The organism is Pseudoruegeria sp. HB172150, assembly GCF_013184805.1.
Taxonomy (GTDB): domain Bacteria; phylum Pseudomonadota; class Alphaproteobacteria; order Rhodobacterales; family Rhodobacteraceae; genus Psychromarinibacter.
The window spans coordinates 551,070-571,662 of the sequence record NZ_JAATNG010000002.1 but is presented as its reverse complement, the minus strand read 5'-3'; the positions used below and the strand labels follow the sequence as shown (position 1 = coordinate 571,662).

General features: G+C 61.1%; 18 protein-coding genes. 10 read left to right on the top strand and 8 right to left on the bottom strand.

Features of this window, described 5'->3' with window-relative positions; genetic code table 11:
• Positions 1-30 precede the first annotated feature (30 nt).
• Positions 31-459: a thioesterase family protein gene (locus tag HCO70_RS14510; protein ID WP_172297317.1), complete on the bottom strand. Its 429-nt coding sequence runs from the start codon at positions 457-459 to the stop codon at positions 31-33.
• Positions 459-1,907, bottom strand: coding sequence for an aminomethyl transferase family protein (locus tag HCO70_RS14505; RefSeq protein ID WP_172297315.1), 1,449 nt, complete (start codon positions 1,905-1,907; stop codon positions 459-461). Before HCO70_RS14505 ends, HCO70_RS14510 begins: the two co-directional genes overlap by 1 nt.
• A gap of 145 nt (positions 1,908-2,052) precedes the next feature.
• On the opposite strand from HCO70_RS14505, the gene HCO70_RS14500 reads away from it, so the two are divergent.
• From HCO70_RS14500 to HCO70_RS14470, 7 genes are all read left to right on the top strand, one after another.
• Positions 2,053-2,679 carry a TetR/AcrR family transcriptional regulator gene (locus HCO70_RS14500; protein WP_172297313.1) on the top strand — a complete coding sequence of 209 codons (627 nt, stop codon included), beginning with the start codon at positions 2,053-2,055 and terminating at the stop codon, positions 2,677-2,679.
• Between the two features lie 72 nt (positions 2,680-2,751).
• Positions 2,752-4,617 carry a long-chain fatty acid--CoA ligase gene (locus HCO70_RS14495; protein WP_172297311.1) on the top strand — a complete coding sequence of 622 codons (1,866 nt, stop codon included), beginning with the start codon at positions 2,752-2,754 and terminating at the stop codon, positions 4,615-4,617.
• A 46-nt stretch (positions 4,618-4,663) separates the two neighbouring features.
• The gene (locus HCO70_RS14490) at positions 4,664-5,824 is read left to right on the top strand and encodes an ABC transporter substrate-binding protein (RefSeq protein WP_172297309.1); all 1,161 of its coding nucleotides are present in this window, start codon (positions 4,664-4,666) and stop codon (positions 5,822-5,824) included.
• A 33-nt stretch (positions 5,825-5,857) separates the two neighbouring features.
• Positions 5,858-6,730, top strand: coding sequence for a branched-chain amino acid ABC transporter permease (locus tag HCO70_RS14485; protein ID WP_172297307.1), 873 nt, complete (start codon positions 5,858-5,860; stop codon positions 6,728-6,730).
• Positions 6,723-7,802 carry a branched-chain amino acid ABC transporter permease gene (locus HCO70_RS14480; RefSeq protein WP_172297305.1) on the top strand — a complete coding sequence of 360 codons (1,080 nt, stop codon included), beginning with the start codon at positions 6,723-6,725 and terminating at the stop codon, positions 7,800-7,802. Before HCO70_RS14485 ends, HCO70_RS14480 begins: the two co-directional genes overlap by 8 nt.
• Complete coding sequence (locus HCO70_RS14475; protein WP_172297303.1) at positions 7,799-8,590, top strand: ABC transporter ATP-binding protein; 792 nt, start codon at positions 7,799-7,801, stop codon at positions 8,588-8,590. The genes HCO70_RS14480 and HCO70_RS14475 overlap by 4 nt, the downstream gene beginning before the upstream one ends.
• Positions 8,583-9,350, top strand: coding sequence for an ABC transporter ATP-binding protein (locus HCO70_RS14470; RefSeq protein ID WP_172297301.1), 768 nt, complete (start codon positions 8,583-8,585; stop codon positions 9,348-9,350). Before HCO70_RS14475 ends, HCO70_RS14470 begins: the two co-directional genes overlap by 8 nt.
• Before the next feature lie 68 nt (positions 9,351-9,418).
• Here the strand turns inward: HCO70_RS14470 and HCO70_RS14465 are convergent, their stop codons facing one another.
• The 6 genes from HCO70_RS14465 to HCO70_RS14440 all read right to left on the bottom strand — a co-directional run bounded on the left by HCO70_RS14465 (position 9,419) and on the right by HCO70_RS14440 (position 15,974).
• Positions 9,419-10,318 carry a carbohydrate kinase family protein gene (locus tag HCO70_RS14465; protein ID WP_172297463.1) on the bottom strand — a complete coding sequence of 300 codons (900 nt, stop codon included), beginning with the start codon at positions 10,316-10,318 and terminating at the stop codon, positions 9,419-9,421.
• Positions 10,319-10,320: 2 nt separating this feature from the next.
• On the bottom strand, positions 10,321-11,379 hold the full coding sequence (locus HCO70_RS14460) for a sn-glycerol-3-phosphate ABC transporter ATP-binding protein UgpC (RefSeq protein WP_172297299.1): 1,059 nt from the start codon (positions 11,377-11,379) through the stop codon (positions 10,321-10,323).
• A 4-nt stretch (positions 11,380-11,383) separates the two neighbouring features.
• A complete protein-coding gene (gene argH / locus HCO70_RS14455; protein WP_172297297.1) occupies positions 11,384-12,868 on the bottom strand; it encodes an argininosuccinate lyase in 1,485 nt (494 codons plus the stop codon).
• Complete coding sequence (locus HCO70_RS14450; protein WP_371742229.1) at positions 12,865-13,743, bottom strand: carbohydrate ABC transporter permease; 879 nt, start codon at positions 13,741-13,743, stop codon at positions 12,865-12,867. The genes argH and HCO70_RS14450 overlap by 4 nt, the downstream gene beginning before the upstream one ends.
• 1 nt (position 13,744) lies before the next feature.
• Positions 13,745-14,638 carry an ABC transporter permease subunit gene (locus HCO70_RS14445; RefSeq protein WP_172297295.1) on the bottom strand — a complete coding sequence of 298 codons (894 nt, stop codon included), beginning with the start codon at positions 14,636-14,638 and terminating at the stop codon, positions 13,745-13,747.
• A gap of 67 nt (positions 14,639-14,705) precedes the next feature.
• Complete coding sequence (locus HCO70_RS14440) at positions 14,706-15,974, bottom strand: extracellular solute-binding protein (RefSeq protein WP_253913285.1); 1,269 nt, start codon at positions 15,972-15,974, stop codon at positions 14,706-14,708.
• Between the two features lie 119 nt (positions 15,975-16,093).
• On the opposite strand from HCO70_RS14440, the gene HCO70_RS14435 reads away from it, so the two are divergent.
• The 3 genes from HCO70_RS14435 to HCO70_RS14425 are packed head-to-tail and all read left to right on the top strand — an operon-like array spanning position 16,094 to position 20,476.
• The gene (locus HCO70_RS14435; protein ID WP_172297293.1) at positions 16,094-17,260 is read left to right on the top strand and encodes an ROK family transcriptional regulator; all 1,167 of its coding nucleotides are present in this window, start codon (positions 16,094-16,096) and stop codon (positions 17,258-17,260) included.
• Between the two features lie 7 nt (positions 17,261-17,267).
• Positions 17,268-19,601, top strand: coding sequence for a PIG-L family deacetylase (locus HCO70_RS14430; protein WP_172297291.1), 2,334 nt, complete (start codon positions 17,268-17,270; stop codon positions 19,599-19,601).
• Entirely contained in the window at positions 19,598-20,476 is an 879-nt protein-coding gene (locus HCO70_RS14425) for a DMT family transporter (RefSeq protein ID WP_172297289.1), read from the top strand. The genes HCO70_RS14430 and HCO70_RS14425 overlap by 4 nt, the downstream gene beginning before the upstream one ends.
• The last annotated feature ends 117 nt before the right edge of the window (positions 20,477-20,593 follow it).

The window sequence follows — 20,593 nt, the reverse complement described above, 5'->3', positions numbered from 1 at the left end:
TGCGAGGACCACGTTCCTTTTTTTGCAACGTCAGCCAGGCACCGGCTTTCCCCGGAACCGCTGGACGACTTCTTCGGGTATCACCGCAGATTTCAGCCGACCGGTTTCTGGATCGCACGCGGTCCAGACCCGGGTTTCCTTTCCTTCCACCCGGACCTTACCGTCCTTCTGCAACATGTGCCGTATGTCGAAACCGGAGTTCCGGACCTCGGCGATTGTCGAAGTGATTTCCACTTCCTCGCCATACCGGCATGGCGCTAGGAACTTGGCCGTCGTTTCGACCAGCGGGCAACCGGCAATTCCGAAGGTCTCGACCATCACCTGTTTCGGCCAACCCGCCGCCTCGTAGAGCAAAGTCGTGCAATGGTCGAACCAGCGGAAAAAGTTAGGGTTAAAGACGATCCCGGCCGGATCGCAGTCCCCCCACTCGATCAACCGGGTGACGGTGTTCGACAACATCAGACTTCCTCCAGAGAGCCACGTTTGACGCCGATTTCGCTTCGGTATGACTGCGCGGCCTGACTGATGGGACAGGGAGCGACGGTGGCACGGATCCGTACCTGCTTATGTGCCTCGATGTTGCCGGCGCTTCGCGACCCGCCGCCATCCTCGCCCCAGATCAGCGCAACCTCAGTGCCATGCTCGGCAAAATCCGCGTCGACCGAGGCGAGCGACATCATCGCCCGCTCGTTGGCGGTGTAAGCGGGATAGGTCGACAAACCGATGAATTTGCCGTTCCGGTCCTCGACTCGGTCGTAGTGCATGCGGGCAGTCGCGGCGAGCGGCATTGTAATCGGAAGCGGCGCCTCGCCCGTTTCGAACTGGCTCTGCATGACCTTCAGCACATCATCGGCGTTCCAGACCAGCGTCACCTTTTTGCGGTGTTCATTGTCGCTGATCGCCTCCAGTGCCTCGCGGCCGATGTAGTCGTGATCGAACTTCACCAGGTGGCCGTAGTTCAGGTCATAGGGCGTGAGGTAGTAATCCTCGATATCCTGGGAATAATAGCTGCCGCCCAGGGACATCCGCATCGAGGCGTGTTTGGCAGACAGCCAGTCGCGATAGCCCTTCATTTCCGGGCTCGTATAGACAGCGGAGACCGGCACAGCCCACCAGCCACTTTCAATTACGGTGGTGAAATAGGCGATGGAGCCGATCTGGCGCAAACCGTACTTCTTGCCGGTGCTGACCAAGGCACGCTTGACGGTCTTTCGATCCTCCCACGGGCCGGAGAGTTCGAGGCCGGGGACGCCGCCCATCGTGTGGCGCATGCCGCGAACTGTGCAGCCGGCGATTGTCAGCGTGTCGGATTTGAAGAACTTGATCTCGGGCAGCGGGGCGCCGTTCAGTTCCTCCAGCAGGTCCCAGGCATTGGGGCCCTCAACCTGATAGCGGTAGAAATTCCGCTTCTTCGCGGGGTTCAGTGCCCACATCGGATCGAGTTCAGTGGTGACGCCATAGTCCAGCGCCTGAGCGTTGTATTCGACCCAGTCCGTCGTGGCCGGGTTACCGACGACGAGGTACTCCTCCTCTTCCAGCCGATAGAGGATCGCGTCGCCAATCACATAGCCGTCGGGAGAACAAGCCAACAGCTGCTTTGCCGCGCCGACGCCGAAATTCTTGAAAGTGTTAACCGAGAGGAATTGCAGGAACTCCTGCGCCCGAGCCCCGCGAACGTGCAGTGAGTGCATGTGGTAGGACTGGTCATGCAGCGCGATGCTCTTGCGCCACGACTGCTGCTCGTCCCGCCAGGTGGTGAACTCCGGTCGCACGCCGTCACCCGGCATCATCTGTGTATAGATTGTCAGGGCGTTCTTGGGCGGATTCCGGAACAGGTGGTCGACCACGTTTGGAATCGTCTCCAACAGATCGCTGAGGGATTGTGGCTGTTCGTCGGCGCTTGCCATGCTGTATCCTCCCATTCCGGCGCCAATCATTCTATAGTTCTATAGAGAATAATCAATGCCAGATCGCATGCGCACGCGCAGACGCTTTCCATTCTGGCCGCGAGTGGCATAAAACAAGACTGGATCCTTTGCGAAAGGAGCGCCGATGCCGCGCCGAGCCGCAACTGCCGAAAAGCCGATGACCCGGAAGCGCCGTGACGAGGTTTTCGACGCGGCAGCCCGGGTCTTTGCCGAGCGCGGTTATCACGGTGCTTCGACGCAGGACATCGCGGATCTTCTGGGGATGAGGCAGGCCAGCCTTTATTACTACTTCCATTCGAAAGAGGCCGCGCTGGAGGAGGTCTGCGCGCGCGGTACAGCCGGGTTCATCGAACGCGCCGAGGCCATCCTGAAGAGCGACGAGGACCAAGGCACAAAGCTTCATCTGCTGCTGGCGGCTCAGGTCATGCCGATGGCCGAGGGCGCCGATTACGTCCAGACCTTCCTAAACGAGCGCAAATGGCTGCCCACCGAAAGCCGCCGCCGGATCGGACGGATGTCGCGGCGTATCGAGGCGATTTTCGAGCGTGTGATTCGGGATGGTATCCGGGCCGGCGAGTTCCGGCAGGAGATCAATCCACGACTCGCGACGCTTGGCCTTCTGGGGATGATGAACTCGGTCGCGGCATGGCACGACCGAGAGAGTGCGGGGCTTGAAAAGATCGCCGAAGCACTCTCGAACCTTGTGATCGGCGGTATCCGGCAGCCGGAAGGTTCCAATTACGGTTCTTGAAAAATTTTATAGCCTTATAGAATCTCTGCGTTATAGTTAGCGCCAAGTTCCGCGAATTGGCCGGTGGGCAGAATGACGGGCACGACGACAGGGAGGTACGAAGAGCTGCGCCGCAACACGGCGCCAAGCCTGCTTTGCGAGCTTGCCCGCACCTCTCCAGACGACACTGCGTACCGCTCCAAGAGCCTCGGCATCTACCGGGAACGGAGGTGGAAGGATTACGCCGAGGCGGTGGCCAGGGTGGCCGCGGCATTCGAACGGCTGGGCGTAGTGGCTGGCGACCGCGTCGCGATCATGGGGGACCCTTGCGAGGAATGGATGATCTGCGACCTCGGTGCGCAGTCGCTGGGAGCGATCACCTATGGCATCTACCCGACCGCATCGCTTGATGAAGTCGAGTACCAGATGCGGGACGGCGGTGCGTCGGTGTTTGTGGCAGAGGACCAGGAATACGTCGACAAGATCCTTGCCTTGGCCGACCGGCTGGAGAAACTGCGCGATATCGTGGTGATCGATGCGACGGCGCTCTTCGCCTATGATGATCCCCGGCTGAAGGTCTATGGCGATCTCGTTGCGGCTGAAACCGCCGGGCAGGACTGGCTCGAACAGAAGACCACTAAGCTTGATCCGGCCGCACCGGCCTTCATCGTCTATACCTCCGGCACCACGGGTGCACCGAAAGGTGCAGTGGTGTCTCACGGCAAGCACCTCGCGGCGACGTATAACATCGTGGTCCACTACCCGATGCTAACTGAACGCGAGCAGCGCGCCGTCGTGTTCCTGCCGCTCTGTCATGTCCTCGGGCGCGATATCGCTGTGACGTTGCCGATGATTTCTCGGCTGGTTCCACATTTCGGCGAGGACATTGAGGATATCGGAACGACGATATTCGAGGTCGCGCCGACCATCCTGTTCACCGTGCCGCGTTATCTGCAGAAATGGGCCTCGCAGATCCTGATCGGGATCTCGAATACGACCGGGCTGAAGCGTGGCGCCTATGACCTTGCGCTGCGTATCGCCCGCAAGCGGGCCGAGGCGCGCTGGAACGGCGAACTGGCCGGTCCCGCCTTTTCTGCCGCCTGGGCTGCTGTGTTCCGACCGATCCTGAACAAGCTGGGCTTCGACAAGCTGGAACTGGTGATATCCGGCGGCGCACCTTTGCCGACAGAGACCGCGACGCTTTGGCAGATCTACGGCGTCAATGTCGTCGAAATGTACGGACAGACGGAGACTGCGGGCGGCATCGTCGCTGGCCAACCCGGCCCGTTTTCGCGGCCCGGCACGGTGGGCACGGTTCCCGAGAGCTGGGAGGTGCGACTGGCCGAGGATGGCGAGATTCAGGTGAACAGCCCGGATCTGTTCGATGGCTACTGGAACAATCCCGACGCCACGGCCAGGAGCTTTACCGAGGACTGCTGGCTGCGGACCGGCGATATCGGCGAATGGGTAGATGGCTCGCTGCGGCTGATCGACCGGGCGCGCGACTTCATCGTGACCTCGGGCGGCAAGACGATTTCGCCCGCCTATGTCGAGAACGCGCTGCGCGCGAGCCCCTATCTGAGCGAAGTCGTGGTCTTTGGGCACGGGCGCAAATACCTGACCGCGCTGATCGAAGTCGATTATGGCATGGCCGCCGACTGGGCGCGCGCCAATGACGTAGGCTATTCCGGCTTTACCAACCTCGCCGAAAACCCGGCACTGCGGCAGATGATCCGCGACGAGATCGCGCGGTGCAACGAGGCGCTGGCGCGGGTCGAGCAGATCAAGGATTTCCGCATCCTGCACAAGGAACTCGACCCCGAGGAAGAGGGCGAGCCGGTGACTCCGACGCGCAAGGTGAAGCGGAATCTGATGTACGAGAAATTCGGCCATCTGGTCGACGAAATGTACGACGACCGGGAGGACCGGATGGTCGCCGCCGCCGTGGGGAGCGGCTGAACAAACGGGCGGTGGAGGAGCCGCCTGAACCTGGGAGGAGAAGACTATGAAGTTCAAGAGCATGATTGCCGGCATTGCCGTGGTTTACGCTGCACCGGCGGCGATGGCGCAGGACACGATCAAGATCGGTCTGACCGGCGCCTTGACCGGGCCAGTCGCCGGCACCTATGCGCCGGCGGTCGAAGGGCTGCGGCTGTACCTCGACGGTGTGAACGCGGCAGGCGGCATCGGCGGACGGTCCGTCGAGCTGATCCTGCAGGATGACGGTGCCGAGCCTTCGCGGGCGGCGGCGAACTCCAAGCGTTTCCTGACTCAGGACGGCGTCGTGGTAATGATCAACGCCAGCCTGTCCTCGACCTATGCCCCGGCCATCGCAGAGGCGAAACGCGCCGGCGTGCCGCTGATCTTTTCGGCTTCCGCCTGCCCGCCCGAAGTGTTCCCGCCCGCCGATCCGAACCTGTTCTGCACCACCGGGTTCGGCCCGAAATACGATAGCCAGGCGGCGCTTGCCTTTATCGAAGCGACCGACGGCACCGACGTGCAGATCGGTTTCCAGGCGATGGCGATTCCGGTGTCGCGCGGCGAGATCGATTATGCCGAGACGCTTGCGGGCGAAATGGGCATGACCCCCGTCGCCAAGGAAATCACCCCGCCGCCCGCGCCAGATTATTCGCCGTTTGCGTCCAACATCGAAAATGCAGGCGCCGAGTGGGTCTGGTCCTGGGCGCCCTGGGTGGCGCAGGTCAAGACCTTCGAGGCGTTGCGTCGTCTGGGCTGGGAGGGCGATTATGTGCTCTACTCCCACCTTGAGGCGGAGGGAGAGCTGGAGCGGATCAAGGATGCCGGGCTTTACGCCATCGGCGCCAATGCGATGTTCTCGGAAGGGCTGCCGGTGATGGAAGAGATCGCCAGCGCCACAGAGGCGGCCGGGTCCAGCTATGAAGCCAACCAGATGACCGAGGGCTGGATCGCAGGGATGGTGATCGAGGCGGCACTGAGCGCGGCCGAGGATCCGGGCGATGCGGCGTCGGTGCGCGATGCGCTGTCATCGGTCAGCGTCGATACCGAGGGCCTACGCGGCGGGCCTCTGGAATGGACCGAGGACAACCATTTCCGCACAGTGCAGAGCTATCGCGTCTATCGCTGGAACACGGATAGCGGGCAGATCGAAACCGTGCGGGACTGGACCAGCTACGACGTCCAGTAAGCCGGCGTTTCGGAACCGGAAGGGAGGTAACGGGTGCAGCTCGTCGTCAACATCCTTGTGCTTGCGTCGATCTATGCGCTGATTGCCTGCGGTTACGTGCTGATCTATCGCGTCAGCCGGGTGCTGAACCTGGCACATGGCGAACTGATGATGCTCGGCGCCTACCTTCTGGTCGCAACCGCGTCGGGGCTGTCGAACAGCCCCGTCGCCGCCCTGCTGCTGGCGCTGGCGCTGAGCCTCGTCGTGGGCGGCATGGTCTATCTTTTCCTGATGCGCCGGATGACCGGCGAGATGGTGCTGGCGGCGGTGCTGACGACGGTTGCGCTGGGTATCCTGCTGCGCGGTCTGATCCTGCTGATCTGGTCCGCCAGCCCGCGGCATCCGCGCGACATGCTCGGCTGGGAAAACCCGGTGTTCACCCTGCCGGGCGATGCGCGGATTTCGCTTTATGCGGGATTGCTGATCGTCTCTACCGTCGTGGTCTATGGCGCACTGTTCCTGTTCCTGCGCTTCGGGCGGTGGGGGATGCGGATGCGCGCTGCGGGGCAGAACCCGCTGCTGGCGGCGCAGCGCGGTATCCGCCTGCACGCGGTCTTTGCGCTGGCCTGGGGGCTGTCGACCTTCACCGGCGCCACTGCGGGGATGCTGATCGCGCTCGATTCCGGGCTCGACAGCACGATGGTGATGATCGGGCTGAAGGCCTTTCCGGCAGCACTTGTCGGCGGACTCGACAGTCTGGCCGGTGCGCTGATCGGCGCGCTGATCATCGCGGCGGCGGAGGTTGGCGTGATCCGCTTCATCGACCCGCTGCTGGCCGATGTTGTGCCGTTCCTCGTGCTGATCGTCATGCTCGTGGTGCGACCATGGGGCTTGTTCGGCACCCGCGAGGAGCTCGACCGTGTCTAAGCCCCTTCCCGCCGCCAGTGGGCATTTCCGGCGCAGCTATGCCGACGAGTTTCGCCTGATCGAGACCCGTTTTGCCAGGATCTGGGCCACCGTCTTCACGCTTTGCCTTCTCGCATTCCCGTTCCTTGCCTCGCCCTTTTACGTCGACCTCGCGACGCAGGTCTTCCTAACGTCCATCGGGGCGCTGGCGCTGATGCTACTCACCGGAATTGCCGGTCAGATCAGCCTGGGCCATGCCGGCCTGATCGCCGCCGGCGCCTTTACCGCCGGTATCCTGTTCAAGGAATTCTCCCTGCCCTTCTGGGTCACTGTCCCGGCAGCCGCCGTCACAGGCGCACTGCTGGGGCTTATTTTCGGATTGCCTTCGTTGCGGCTGCGCGGTCTTTACCTTGCCGTCTCGACGTTCGCGCTGCATTTCGTGGTCGTCTATCTCGGCGGCGAGTACGAGACCCGGCGCGGTTTTTCCACGGGAATCCTTGTCGATCCGCCGAAGATTTTCGGCTGGGAGATCTACGCCCCGCGCACCTGGTATCTCGTGCTGCTAGCCGCCGCGGGCATCGCGCTGCTGGTTTGCATCAACCTGATGCGAGCCCGTTCGGGCCGTGCCTGGCGCGCGATCCATTCCAACGAGACCGTTGCGGAAGCGCTTGGCATCGGTATTGCGCGCTACAAGCTTCTGGCCTTCGTCATTTCCTCTTCGATGACGGCCGTTGCCGGCGCGCTTTTCGCTTATTACCGCGGTTTCGTGTCCATCGAGGCTTTCTCGATGTACCTGACCATCCAGTATGTCGCGATGATCATCATTGGCGGGATGGGATCGCTGTTGGGCGCGATCCTGGGTGCGACCTTCGTCACGCTGTTTCCCTACCTGATCGAGGGGCTGATGTCGGCGTTGCCCGGGGCTGATCGCCTGGCCGGTTCTGTATTTGCGGTCAATTACGCGGCGTTCGGAATCGTGATGATCCTGTTCCTCGTCTTCGAACCGCAGGGTCTGGTCGGCATCTGGCGGCGCCTGCGCGACTATTTCCAGCTTTGGCCATTCCGATACAGGCCCGTCGGAACCAAGTCATGAGCCTGCTGACCGTCGACAAGTTGGAAGTTGTCTACCAGCGCGCCATAACTGCCATACAGGGCGTGTCGCTGCGGGTAGAGGAACGACAGATAGTTGCCCTGCTCGGCACCAACGGCGCAGGCAAGACGACGACGCTGCGCGCCATTTCCGGATTTCTCGGGCTGGATGATGCGCGAGTCACCGAGGGCAGCATTCGTTTCCGCGACACACAGCTAGAGAACCGCCCGCCTTACGAGATCACTCGCCGCGGCCTCGCACTGGTGCCGGAACGCGACAAGGTTTTTCCGAACCTGACCGTGGCAGAAAACCTTGCCGTCGTGCCGTCCCGTACCTCCGGAACGGCACGAAAGATGGAAGAACGCGCCTATCATTTCTTTCCCCGCCTCACCGACCTGCGCCGCCGAACCGCAGGGCTGCTATCGGGAGGTGAACGGCAGATGCTGGCCATCGCCGCAGGCATCATGTGTGACCCCGACTTGTTGTTGGTCGACGAGCTGTCGCTTGGCCTGTCTCCCGTCGCCGTCGAAGAGCTCACAAAGAGCCTTGTCGCCATCCGCGACGAGCTGGGCGTTAGCATCCTGCTGGTCGAACAGAGCGCCACCGTCGCACTTGGCATCGCGGATTACGGATATGTGCTGGAGAACGGCCGCATCGTACTTGATGGCGATGCGCAGCGGCTTCGTGATCATTCCGACGTGCAGGAATTCTACCTTGGCCACACTGGCAGCGACCGGCGCAGCTATCGCGATGTGAAGCAATACCGTAGAAGCCGGAGGTGGTATGGCTGATCTTCAGGTGGAAAACCTTGCTCTCGCCTTCGGCGGGCTGAAGGTGCTGGACGATATCTCGATTTCGGTCGCGCCTGGAGAGCTGTTTGCGCTGATCGGCCCGAACGGGGCCGGCAAGACGAGCGTGTTCAACTGTATCAGCGGGATCTACCGGCCCCGCGCCGGTACGATCCGTTTCAGCGGACAGAGCATCCTCGGCAAGACCCCTCACGAGATCGCCCGCCTCGGACTGGCGCGCACGTTCCAGCATGGCGAGCTGTTCCGCGAGATGAGCGTCATCGACAATCTGCTCGCTGGTCGACATGCGCGGTTCCGGACCAATCCTCTCGCCGAGGCGATGTTCCTGCCCTCTGTCAGGCGGGAAGAGGTCATGCATCGGGAAGCAGTTGAGCGGATCATCGAATTCGTCGAACTCGAACGCTTCCGGCATGCGCCCGTGGGCGGCCTGCCCTTCGGCATCCAGAAGCTCGCCGGTTTTGCGCGAGCGCTAGCGACGGAACCGAAACTCTTGCTGCTGGACGAACCATCCGCCGGGCTGAACCGCGATGAGCGAGAGGACCTTGCGCGGTTCCTGTTGCGGATCAAGCACGAATTGGGCATCGCGATGATCTGGATCGAGCATGACATGCAGATGGTTGCGGATCTCGCCGACCGACTGCAGGTGCTCGACTATGGCCGCACCATTGCAGGGGGCCGTCCCGCCGAAGTGCTGAGCGACAGCAATGTCATCAATGCCTATCTGGGGGTGGCAGAGGGCTGACAGCTTCCGGTTTTTCCCGCCGGGAGCCCAGCGATCTGCTCGGCACCAATTCGGAGGTAGCTGTCGTATCAGGTTGTCAAAACCGACCGTTGTTCCGATTTTTCTGATACGGAGTTCGCCGGAAGCCCCCCAGGACGCTGGATGGCTTCCGCGCCCATGGCGTTACCGGCGGCCAAGCACTCGCCCAACGGCACACCGTCCAGCCACCGGTCCAGAAACCCGGCATTGAACGCATCTCCTGCCCCGGTTGTATCCACAGGCGTTACCGCCTGTGCGGAAGCGTGCAACACCTTACCTTCGTAATGTGCCTCGGCACCGCGTTCACCGCACTTGATCACCGTGACTGGAGCGTAGGGGCGCAACAGTCCGATGCGCTCCAACCACGCAACCTCAGCATCGCTGGGCAGAAAAACGTCAACGGCGCCAATCATTGGTATCGCAGCCTCGGGCGAAACGGACTCATCCCAGGCACAGTCGAGCGAAACCGTAAGGCCGGCTTCACGCGCTAGCGTCAACAGTTCCGGAGTGTCGACAAGCGTCGTGAGTTCTCCCACATGCAAGTGCCGCACTCCGATCCGATTCAACTCCGCAATGTTAAGTGGTGGTTGTGCAGCTCCCACACGCCGAGTGAGGAAGGCACGGTCGCTTCCACCCGAAATTGCAACGGTAACTTGCGGCTCTGCATCCGGCTCTGCCGTCTCGCACAGTGAAAGCTCGACGCCCGTGGCCTGAATCTGATTTCGCACCAACGCTCCGAATGGTTCTTGCGGCAGCACAGCCGAAAGAAACGACGGTCGCCCCAGCGCGGCGAGGACCGCGGCTGTGATCGGCGCACCACCGCCCGCATGCACGCCTAGTCCTCCGGCAAAGACCTCGGTGCCCATTGAGGGCATCCGCGGCAGACCCGAGAATATCAGATCGCAATAGGTGCGCCCGACAGACAGGACGCCCGTCTTTGCGGTCACCATTGTCACGTCAGCGCCTCCCCGCTGGCGGCATCAAAAACGTGGATGTTTGCAGGGTCGGCAGTGAGCGAGACGGTCTCACCCAACTCCGGTGGCAAGCGGCCGTCGGCCTTTGCGATGATCTCCGCGTCGCCTGCGCCGACATAGATCAAAGTCTCATGCCCCAGCGGTTCGCGCACCATTACCTGTCCCTCGACAAGAGCAGCACCGTCAATGTCGGGTGCGAGGTCCTCTGGCCGTACTCCCAATACCACACGTCGACCAGACTCGAGCCTGTGCCCCAACGCGACCTCTGCGCCAGTATCCAGGCGAACCGATCCACCGTTCACCGCTCCTGGCAGCATGTTCATCGAGGGCGCACCGATAAACTGCGCCACGAAAGTATTTGCAGGCTTGTGATACACTTCCGCCGGTGTGCCGACCTGCTGTATATAGCCGTCTTTCATGATGACGATGCGGTCAGCCATGGTCATCGCTTCGACCTGGTCATGGGTGACGAAAATGATCGTGTTGCCGACACGCTGGTGCAGTTTCTTGATTTCTAGCCGCATCTGCGTGCGCAACTGCGCGTCGAGATTCGATAGTGGCTCGTCGAACAGGAACACAGCCGGATCGCGCACCATTGCGCGGCCGATCGCGACACGCTGCCGTTGACCCCCGGATAACTGACTGGGCTTGCGGTCCAGCAGCGCTGACATGTCAAGAATCTCTGCGACTTCCTCGATCCGTTTGTCCTTGTCGGATTTAGGCATTTTGGCAGTCCGCAGACCGAAACCGATATTCTTCCGCACACTCATATGCGGGTAGATCGCATAGTTCTGGAACACCATTGCGATGTCGCGTTCCTTGGGCTCCAGATTGTTAACCACACGACCGCCAATGCGGATTTCGCCCGAGGTGACCTCCTCAAGGCCCGCAATAAGCCGAAGCGTGGTGGATTTACCGCAACCGGAGGGACCAACGAAGACGACGAACTCTCCATCCTCGATGTTTAGATCAATACCGTGCAGAACCTCGGTTCTGTCATAGGCTTTGACCAGTTTCATCAGGCTTACATCTGCCACCGCTTCATCCTTCTTTCAGCGCCGCAAATGCGCCGTCCAGCATCTCTTCGGCCGCGTGATGCCGCGCCCTCCTGTCAAGTGCGCTCTTCTTCAGCGAACCGAGCGTTGATACATATTGTGCAAGCGCCGCCTGCAATGCTTCAGGCGCCGGTCCACCGGGGCGGTTGCGACGGGCAACGAACGTCTCGGGTGCAACTGCCTGTGCGAACTGGACCTCGGTCAAACTGGTCTCGCGCCCTGCCGCGTCCGCGAAAGCAGCCGTGAATACTTCGAAACCTGAGCCGAGCGGGACGCCATCGGCTATCACGGCCTTCGCCGTCTTCGCAGCGATCTCGTGCGCCTGCCGGAAGGTCAGCCCCTCGTCACGGACGAGCGTATCGGCAAGCTCGGTTATGGTGACGCAGGCGGCATCCGCATTGGCCCGGACACGCGCCGTGTCGATGGAACATGCGGGGATGAGAGCCGCCAGAAGGTCCAGCACACGTCCGCCGCTTTCAAAGGTGGCGTATCCCGCCGCCTGTACCTCGCCTTCGCTGTCGTTCATGTCGGTAAAGGGCGTATTGTGCATCACTCCGTTGATCATGTCGCAGCGCCCTACCGTTACACTGGCCAGATGTCGGAGGTGCTCGATGGGCACCGGATTCCGCTTTTGCGGCATGATCGACGAGATCTGTACGAAACTATTCGGCACGTAAAGCTGCCGAACCTCAAAGGCGGACCAGAACTGCATGTCCTGTATCAGACGGCCGAGATGCAGGAAGACCAGCTTGATCGCCGAATAGAGGCCGGTGATGTAGTCGACCGATGCGATACAGCCGTAAGAGTTCAACAACGGGCCGTCGAAGCCCAAAAGCTCAGCGACCCTATCGCGGTCGATCGGAAAGCCAGAGGTTGTGATCGCCGCCGCTCCCATTGGGCAATGCTCCAGCCCCTCGGCGGCAGTTTCGAGACGCTCCGCGTCTCGCAGCAAAACCTCGATTGCGGCACCGAGGTAGTGGCCCCAGGTGGTCGGCTGCGCCGGTTGTCCGTGAGTATAGGCAACTATCAGCGTCTCGGCTTCCATGCGGGCCTTGGCGATCAGCGCGTCGGCCAGTCCCAGCACCTGACCTATCAGTGCCGAGACGCGGCCACGCAGGGCAAGCTTGAACAGTGTATGATCCATGTCGTTGCGGGACCGCGCGGTGTGGAGCGCACCTCCTAGATCGCCCAGCCTCTGCCGCAATTCGCTCTCGACAAGGAAAAAATAGTCTTCGTGTTCGCCCGTATACTTCAATGCGGCGATATCGACGTCTACTTCGATGTCGGACAAGGCGTCGGCGATTGACCCGGCATCCGAAGCAGACAGAATTCCGGTCTCGGCCAGCATCACGAGATGCGCCTTGTTCAGCGCGCCCATATGTGCCGCGAAATGCGTCTTAACCCCTTCAAAAAGCGGGGCTAGCACAGTGTCGCGATAGACCGGATCCGGAAAGCGGGTGGTGTCGTTCATCCCTTCAGCCCCGCCATGACAACACCGCGGATAATGAAGCGCTGGAAGATCAGGAAGACGATCAGTGTCGGCAGCGTCGAGATAGCTGCACCCGTCATTATCAGTTCCCAGGCCACATCTGCCTCGTCACCGAACGAGGACAGCCCAACGGGCAGCGTGTAGTGTTCCGTCGAGTTGGTCACGATCAGCGGCCAGATGAAGGCCGTCCAGTTTCCAAGAAAGACGAAGATCGCCAGTGCGGCCAGCGCCGGGCGGACCAGCGGCATCGCGACGGTCCACCAGATCTGGAACTCGTTCAGCCCATCTATGCGTGCCGCCTCAATGAAGTCGTCAGGCACCGTCTCGAAGAACTGCTTCATCAGGAAGGTTCCAAAGGCGGTCATAAGCCCGGGAAACATAATTCCCCAGTAAGTGTCCAGCCAGCCGAACTGCTGGCTCATCAGGTACCACGGAATTACCAGCATTTCGGTCGGGATCATCAGCGTCGACAGGATTGCGATGAAGACGATGTAGCGCCCTGGGAAGCGGAACTTGCACAGGGTGTAGCCAATCAGGCTGTCGAAGAAGACATTCGAAAGCGTCGTGATCGTGGCAATGATAAGCGAGTTCAGGAACCACCAGTAGAACCGGCCGTCCTCCAGCACATAGCGATAGTTATCGAGCGTCGGCTCTTCAGGGATGAGGTTCAGGTTGTAAACCTCGTGCGGCCATTTCAGCGAGGTCGAAATCATGAAGGCAATAGGCATCACCATCAGAATCCCGCCGAGAAACAGGATCGTCCAGCGGATGATCTGGCCCAGGTTTGCCGGACGCCGTGTCGCTTTGCGGTCAAGAAGCGTTTCGGAGGACGCGCGGATTTCTTCTGCTACTGCCACTTCACTTGTCCCTCAGGATCCAGAGTTGCAGCAGGCTCACCACCAGTAGCACCAGGAAAAGCACCACCGTTTGCGCCGCGGCGTAGCCCATGTCGAAAGAGGTAAACGCAGTCTGGTAGATCATCAGCACCAAAGGCTTCGTCGAATTGAGCGGGCCACCTGGATTGGTGGATGTCATGTTGAATACGGTGTCGAAGATCCGAAGAAACCCGATTGACGAGAACACAACGATAAAAACAATTGTGGGCTTCAACAGCGGAATCGTGATCTCCCAAAGCACCGTCCACCACGAAACCCCGTCAATGCGCGCGGCTTCATAATAACTTGGTGGTATGGCGCGCAGGCCGGCCATGAAAATGATGATCTGGAACCCCAGCCCGGCCCAGACGGCCGGCGCCAGAATTGCGGGCAGAGCGTTGGTGGTCGATGCAAGAAACTTGACCTGCGGAATGCCCATCGAAGCCAGGAAGTTGTTGAAGAGGCCGATTGGCACCGGTTGATAGAACCAGCGCCAGACCCAGGCCATTGCCACCGCCGAGGTCATGAAAGGGAGGAAGTACAGCATCCGCATAAAACCGTGTGCGAAACGCACGCGGTCGAGGTGATAGGCAATGACAAAGGAAATCACGAGGCTGATCGGCGTACCGATAAGCAGGTATTGGAACGTGTTCCCGAACACCTTCCAGAACACAGGATCAGCCACAAGCTTGCGGTAGTTCTCAAGCCCTGCCCAGGTCCGGTCACCCAGAAGATTCCAGTCCTGGAACGAGATGACGATGGCATTTCCGGTCGGATAAAACCGGATCACCACATAGAACAGGACCGGCAGCGACAGAAAGGTCCATGCCCAGACGATCTGTTTCTGTCGGATGGAAAGATTGCGGTATAAACGCACCCGTTGACTCCTCGCGCCCCAATGGGCTGCACCCCGCCCCGAGCGGGCCGGGGTGCACTGGATCAAATCAGTTCGAAGTGGCGTAGTAGTCGTCGAGCACTTTCTGCTCTTCCTCGGCAGCCGTGGCGAGCGCGTCAGCGGGATCGGTTCCCTCGATGGTGATCCTTTCCACCATGTGGTTCATCGCTTCGCGCTGGGCGCTTTCATTGGCGAATTTGGTGGTATGCGCATATTCTAGGCCGCGAATGAAGGGACCGAAAACAGGGTCGTTAGCATTGTCATCAGTCATGCCAACGGACGGCTTCGCTGGCAATTCACCAACGACGTCAAGCCAAACCTGCATCGCTTCGTCCGAAGTGACAAACTCCATGAACTTGACCGCGGCGTCCATCTTCTCGCCTTCTGCTTTCGTTGTGATGGCGTTTACCCAGTAGGACGAGTAGTTCGACTGGGTACCGTCCGCACCAGCGGGCAACTCGGCTACCCCCCACTCGAGGCCGCGAATGTCTGCCAGCGATCCGATCCGGAACGACCCGTCGATATGCATACCAGCGCGTCCTGCCTTGAAGGCAGCCTGCGGTTCGTCCATGAAGCCGAAAGAGGTGGCCGGCACATCACCCTCGGCCAGACCGACGTAGAAATTAAGCGCGTCAAGACCGGCTTCGTTGTTGTAATTCACTGTCTTGTAGTCATCGAGATACGGGTCTCCGCCGAACTGGCGAACCAAGACCTCCCGGAACCAATGGTGGTCCTGCGCGGTCATCCCGGCGGTCAGTCCGACCTGGGTCACGTTGCCTGCGCCATCGACTTCGGTCATTTTCTTGGCGTCCTCTACGAGTTCGTCGAGTGTCGCCGGCGGCTCCTCGATGCCGGCCGCTTCGAAGAGGCGTTTGTTGTAGAACAATGCGAGAGAACGCACCGCAGTAGGCAGCGCCCAATAACCCTCATCCCCTTTCATCGCCTGGACCATCGGGAAAAATTCTTCGTCGATCTTCTCCGGCGGAAATGCATCGGCAGGCAATGGCTGGATCAAGTCCGCTGCAACATAATCGTTCAACCAGCCATAGAACAATTGCACAACGTCCGGCCCCTCCCCTGCGGGAATCGCGGCAGCGACCTTGGTACGGTAGTCATCATACGGGAAGGTCGTCATGGTGACCGTAATGTCCGGGTTCTGCTCCTGGAACGTCTCGATCAACTGCTCCATGGCCTTGACACGTGCGTCGTAGAAATATTGCCAGTACTCGATCTCGACCGCCTGCGCGCCGCCCGCGAACAGCGCCGAGATGCCAAGGCTTGAGGCAAGGAACATCGCCCTTGTTTTTTCGTATTCCATTGTCGTCTCCCTGTTTTCCTGGGGCGCAGTCGATGCCCCGGTGACGTGTTTTGTCAGAGCTTTTCTCCGATTAACTCAACATGCTTGAGTTATCAAGTGTATTGAGTTAATCGGGCCTCATGATCGTCCGCCCGCTGGAAACTGTCGGCGCAAATGCCGAAAGATCACGCAGCCACAACCGGCAGGTGGTCCTGTCCCGGGTCCGCGCGGCAGGACAGATCGGTCGCGCCGAGATTGCGCGGTCCTCCGGACTGTCGACCCAGGCAGTTTCGAACATCATCGCCGATTTGCTGAGTGAAGATTTGATCGTGGAATGTGGACGTCGCGCAGGCGTGCGCGGCCTTCCCGCCGTCCAGTACACACTCAATCCGGAAGGCGCGCATGCGCTGGGGGTCGAGATCCGGCCTGACGCGCTCTTTGCAGCTGTCCTGAACCTTGGGGGCGAGACGCTCTTTTCGCGCCGTGTGGCGCTTGCCGACACACACCCCGATCACGTAACCGACGCCGTACTCTCGCTCCGCGACATAGCTTTGGCGGAAAACCCAGATGCGCACTTGCTGGGAGCGGGCATGGTTATGCCCGGCCCGTTCGGCGCGACCGGTATTCGAGAAAGCGGTTCCGAACTGTCTGCCTGGGACGATGTCGAACCTGCCCGGCTGTTTTCCGACGCGCTGAACCTTCCTGTGGTAGTCGAGAACGACGCGAACGCCGCCGCCATGGCGGAGCGGGTGAACGGCGCTGCTCGTGGGCTCGACACATATGCATTCCTCTATTTCGGCACCGGCCTCGGGCTTGGCGTCGTGAATGAGGGGAGACTGGTGGCCGGCACACATGGCAACGCGGGTGAGATTGGCCATATCCCGGTACCTTCAGACGGCGCCATCGTCCCTCTGGAATCTGCGGTCAGCCGACTGTCAGTTCAGCGTGCTCTCGGCAATACCGGAGTAAACGTCGAAAGCGGCGAAGATCTCGCACAGCTCTATGCCGAGGAGTATCCAGCCCTCTCCCAATGGCTAGACCGCACGGCCGAGCCTCTTTCCGCCGCCGTCGCCATCATCGAGAACCTGTTCGATCCGCAGGCGATCATCCTTGGCGGCGCGATGCCCGACTCGCTGCTAGACCACATGATCGCTGGCGTCTCGCTGCCGGACCGATCCGTTGCCACACGACCCGACCGCGAACGCCCCCGACTGCTAAGAGGCGCGTCCGGCCGGATGACCGCAACGCTGGGCGCAGCCGCGCTCGTCATCAACCAGGCTTTCACTCCTATGATCGCCGCAAGATAGGTCCCACATGCCAACCAGAGACCAACGCCGCCTCGCCGACGACCGCGCTCATGCGCGCCTGACCGACCTCGGGCTGGCGCTTCTGCCGCTGGGTTCTGTGATCAGGTTCATGAATTCCGGCGCGCATCCGGATGACGAGACCTCTGCAATGCTGGCCGGCATGCTTCATGGCCGCGGCATAAATCTCAGCTACGCCTGCTCGACGCGCGGCGAAGGCGGACAGAACGACATTGGAACCGAGGCCGGGGCCGATCTGGGTGCGCTGCGAACGCGCGAAATGGAACGCGCATGCGATGTCCTCCAAATGCGGATGTACTGGCTGTCGGAAGGGCCAGACGACCCGATCACCGATTTCGGATTTTCCAAGAGTGGCGTCGAAACACTGGGACGTTGGGGTGCTGACCGGACGCTTGCACGCATGGTCGAGATCCTGCGGATCGACCGGCCCGATATCCTGTGTCCGACCTTCCTGGATATTCCCGGCCAGCATGGCCACCACCGCGCGATGACCGAATCCGTTAGGCTCGCGATGGCCGCGGCAGCCGACCCCAATTTCCCGTCGAATGCTGCACCCTGGCAAGTGAAGAAACTCTATTTGCCCGCCTGGTCCGGCGCAGGACAAGCCTATGACGACGACCTGCCGCCGCCGCCCGCGACGCTGACACTCCCGTCTGGCCGCGATCCTGTCACGGGCTGGACCTGGGAACGTATCGGCCAACACTCCCGTGCCTTCCACCGGACACAAGGCATGGGACGATGGCCTGCGAACGGAACGGAACGCGAATTCCCGCTGCATCTGCTGGAAAGCCACGTGCCCGCTCCTGACAACGACGTTGCGGCCGGTCTGCCGGTGTCGCTCGCCGATCTCGATGCTGGTCCCGCGAACATACATCTTGCCGCCGCTGCCAAAGCCATCACCGAGATACGCGCCGCTTTTCCTGACTGTGCCGCGATAGCAGACGCCGCAAAAAGCGCGCTCGCTGCGATCCGCGACGCGCGCGATGTCTGCCCGCCAGAGGCAGCACCGGACATTCTCCACCGTCTGACAGCCAAAGAAGATCAGCTCGGACACGTTTTACGGCTGGCCGTTGGTGCCGAGGCGCGCGCCCGTACCGGCGCTCAATGGGTGCGACCAGGCGAGAGCACGCCTCTGACAGTCGAGCTCATGAAAGGTGACGCACCTGCGGCGAAGGCGCAGCTCGATCTGCCGCAAGGCTGGTTTGCCACCGACACGCAGCTCAGCCTCGCCTCCGACGCCGCCCCCACAGACCCGTACCGCGCCATTTATGATCCGCTGTCGCCGCCGGCCCCTGCGCTGATCTTGAACCTCGGCGACACACAGGCTCGTCTGCCGCTGGAACTACCGCCGGTTGCCCTGCCTGCCACAACAGCCTCGCTGACCCCGGAGACTCAGATCCTGAACCTAAATGCACCGGGTCGAACCTTGTCTTTGCGGGTTTCAGACGTTCACCCCGCCGGTGCGTCACCAGAGTTCGATTTACCGGCTGGCTGGTCCACCACCGAAACGGATACCGGTCACTCCATTACCGCTCCAGAGTCCGTACATCCGGGGTTGTACACTCTGCCAGTAAAGCTCGGCAGGAGTCCGGCTTCAATGGTGCGCCGCATCTCCTACGATCATATCGACCCCACTGCCCGTAGCCGGCCCGCCGCATTGAAGGTCCGTGTACTCGACGTATCAGTTCCGGACGCTCGGATCGGATACATCGGCAGCGGCAATGACCGTATCGGCTATTGGCTCGCCGCACTTGGCGCAAATGTGACCGAGCTGTCACCAGAGGATCTCGACGGCCCGCGACTCGCCGAACTGGATACGATTGTCATCGGCATTTTCGCCCTTCGCTTTCGGGAAGGGCTGGTTCAACTCATGCCCCGGATCAATGAATGGGTCGGGTCCGGCGGAACGCTGGTGACATTGTATCATCGGCCCTGGGACAACTGGGACCCGGACACCGTGCCGCCCCGGCGACTGGAGGTCGGCCAACCTAGCTTGCGATGGCGTGTTACTGACGAGACAGCCGCAGTGACGCAACTCACCGACCATCCCGTCCTTTCCGGTCCAAATCCAATCGGCCCCACCGACTGGGATGGTTGGGTGAAAGAGCGCGGCCTGTATTTCGCCAAAAGCTGGGATGACGCGTACACGCCGCTTCTCGAATTGGCGGATCCCAACGAGGCGCCACATAAGGGAGCGTTACTGGTCGCCGACATCGGCAAGGGCCGCCATGTCCATTGTGCCCTGATCGTCCACATCCAGATGGAAAACCTCGTACCCGGCGCCTTCCGGCTTATGGCGAATTTCGTGGCTCCGAGGAAATGAACGCGGACGATCCGCGCGACAACATCAAGGGGGGCGCCTGGCTGATCGCGGACATGTCGCTCAACATCTGGGCGCTGTCGATCGTGAAAGCCCTCGGCGCCGACTACGCTGCCGCACAAGTTGTTTTCCTGCGCGCCGCCGTAGGACTAGTGCTGTTGGCCCCATTGATCTGGCGCCACCGCGCCAGCTTTCGCCCGCGCAAGGATATGCTCTTACACCTGCTACGCGTCACTTTGTCCGTCATTACGCTGACGGCCAGTTTCTTCGCAATCGCGCGGCTACCATTGGCGCTGTTCACCGCTGTCAATTTCACACGTCCAATCGTCACCATGGTCATGGCCGCACTGCTACTGCGCGAAACCATCGGCACAGCCCGCTGGGTCGCAGCGGCCGTGGCGCTTGTCGGCGTGCTGATTGCCGTTAACCCGACTGAGGTTGCGTGGACGTCGGGCCTCGCCGCACTTGGCGTGGTCATCCTATCCGGATCCGGCGCTGTGATCGCTACTCGGCGCCTACGCGGCACGCCGCAGATCGTCATGATGACCTACTACACCGCAGGTCTGGCTGCCTTCACCGCCCCGCTCGCGCTGTGGAACTGGGTGCCGGTGCAGCCTGGCCACCTCGCGCCACTCCTCCTTATCGGAGTCTTCGCACAGTCGGCGCAAGCCTGCTTCCTCCGTGCGCATCACCATGGCGAGGCCGGTTTCCTGTCGATCCTCGGCTATCTCAGCCTGGTTCTGTCCGTCAGCGTCGGCTACCTAGTTTTCGAAGAGATTCCAACGAGAGGGTTCTGGATCGGCGCCGTCCTGGTCGTCTCCGCAGCCGCCTGGACTACCTTCGATGCGAGCCGCGCTCGGACGGCGATTCATCAATGAACATCAACAAACAACCCTGCGCTCGGATCATATGCAAACCAACAAGTGCGGGCAGACGAGTCAAAGCCCGTGCGCCCTATTGTTTGGAATATTGTCATATCGTCCATCCTGCCCGCC

Excerpts from the sequence above, each read along its gene's own strand:
- HCO70_RS14495 (WP_172297311.1), top strand. The coding sequence starts at position 2,752 with ATGACGGGCACGACGACAGGGAGGTACGAAGAGCTGCGCCGCAACACG.
- HCO70_RS14465 (WP_172297463.1), bottom strand. The coding sequence starts at position 10,318 with ATGGTGACCGCAAAGACGGGCGTCCTGTCTGTCGGGCGCACCTATTGC.
- HCO70_RS14490 (WP_172297309.1), top strand. The coding sequence starts at position 4,664 with ATGAAGTTCAAGAGCATGATTGCCGGCATTGCCGTGGTTTACGCTGCA.
- HCO70_RS14470 (WP_172297301.1), top strand. The coding sequence starts at position 8,583 with ATGGCTGATCTTCAGGTGGAAAACCTTGCTCTCGCCTTCGGCGGGCTG.
- HCO70_RS14430 (WP_172297291.1), top strand. The coding sequence starts at position 17,268 with ATGCCAACCAGAGACCAACGCCGCCTCGCCGACGACCGCGCTCATGCG.
- HCO70_RS14435 (WP_172297293.1), top strand. The coding sequence starts at position 16,094 with ATGATCGTCCGCCCGCTGGAAACTGTCGGCGCAAATGCCGAAAGATCA.
- HCO70_RS14510 (WP_172297317.1), bottom strand. The coding sequence starts at position 459 with ATGTTGTCGAACACCGTCACCCGGTTGATCGAGTGGGGGGACTGCGAT.
- HCO70_RS14475 (WP_172297303.1), top strand. The coding sequence starts at position 7,799 with ATGAGCCTGCTGACCGTCGACAAGTTGGAAGTTGTCTACCAGCGCGCC.
- HCO70_RS14505 (WP_172297315.1), bottom strand. The coding sequence starts at position 1,907 with ATGGCAAGCGCCGACGAACAGCCACAATCCCTCAGCGATCTGTTGGAG.
- HCO70_RS14425 (WP_172297289.1), top strand. The coding sequence starts at position 19,598 with ATGAACGCGGACGATCCGCGCGACAACATCAAGGGGGGCGCCTGGCTG.
- HCO70_RS14500 (WP_172297313.1), top strand. The coding sequence starts at position 2,053 with ATGCCGCGCCGAGCCGCAACTGCCGAAAAGCCGATGACCCGGAAGCGC.
- argH (WP_172297297.1), bottom strand. The coding sequence starts at position 12,868 with ATGAACGACACCACCCGCTTTCCGGATCCGGTCTATCGCGACACTGTG.
- HCO70_RS14440 (WP_253913285.1), bottom strand. The coding sequence starts at position 15,974 with ATGGAATACGAAAAAACAAGGGCGATGTTCCTTGCCTCAAGCCTTGGC.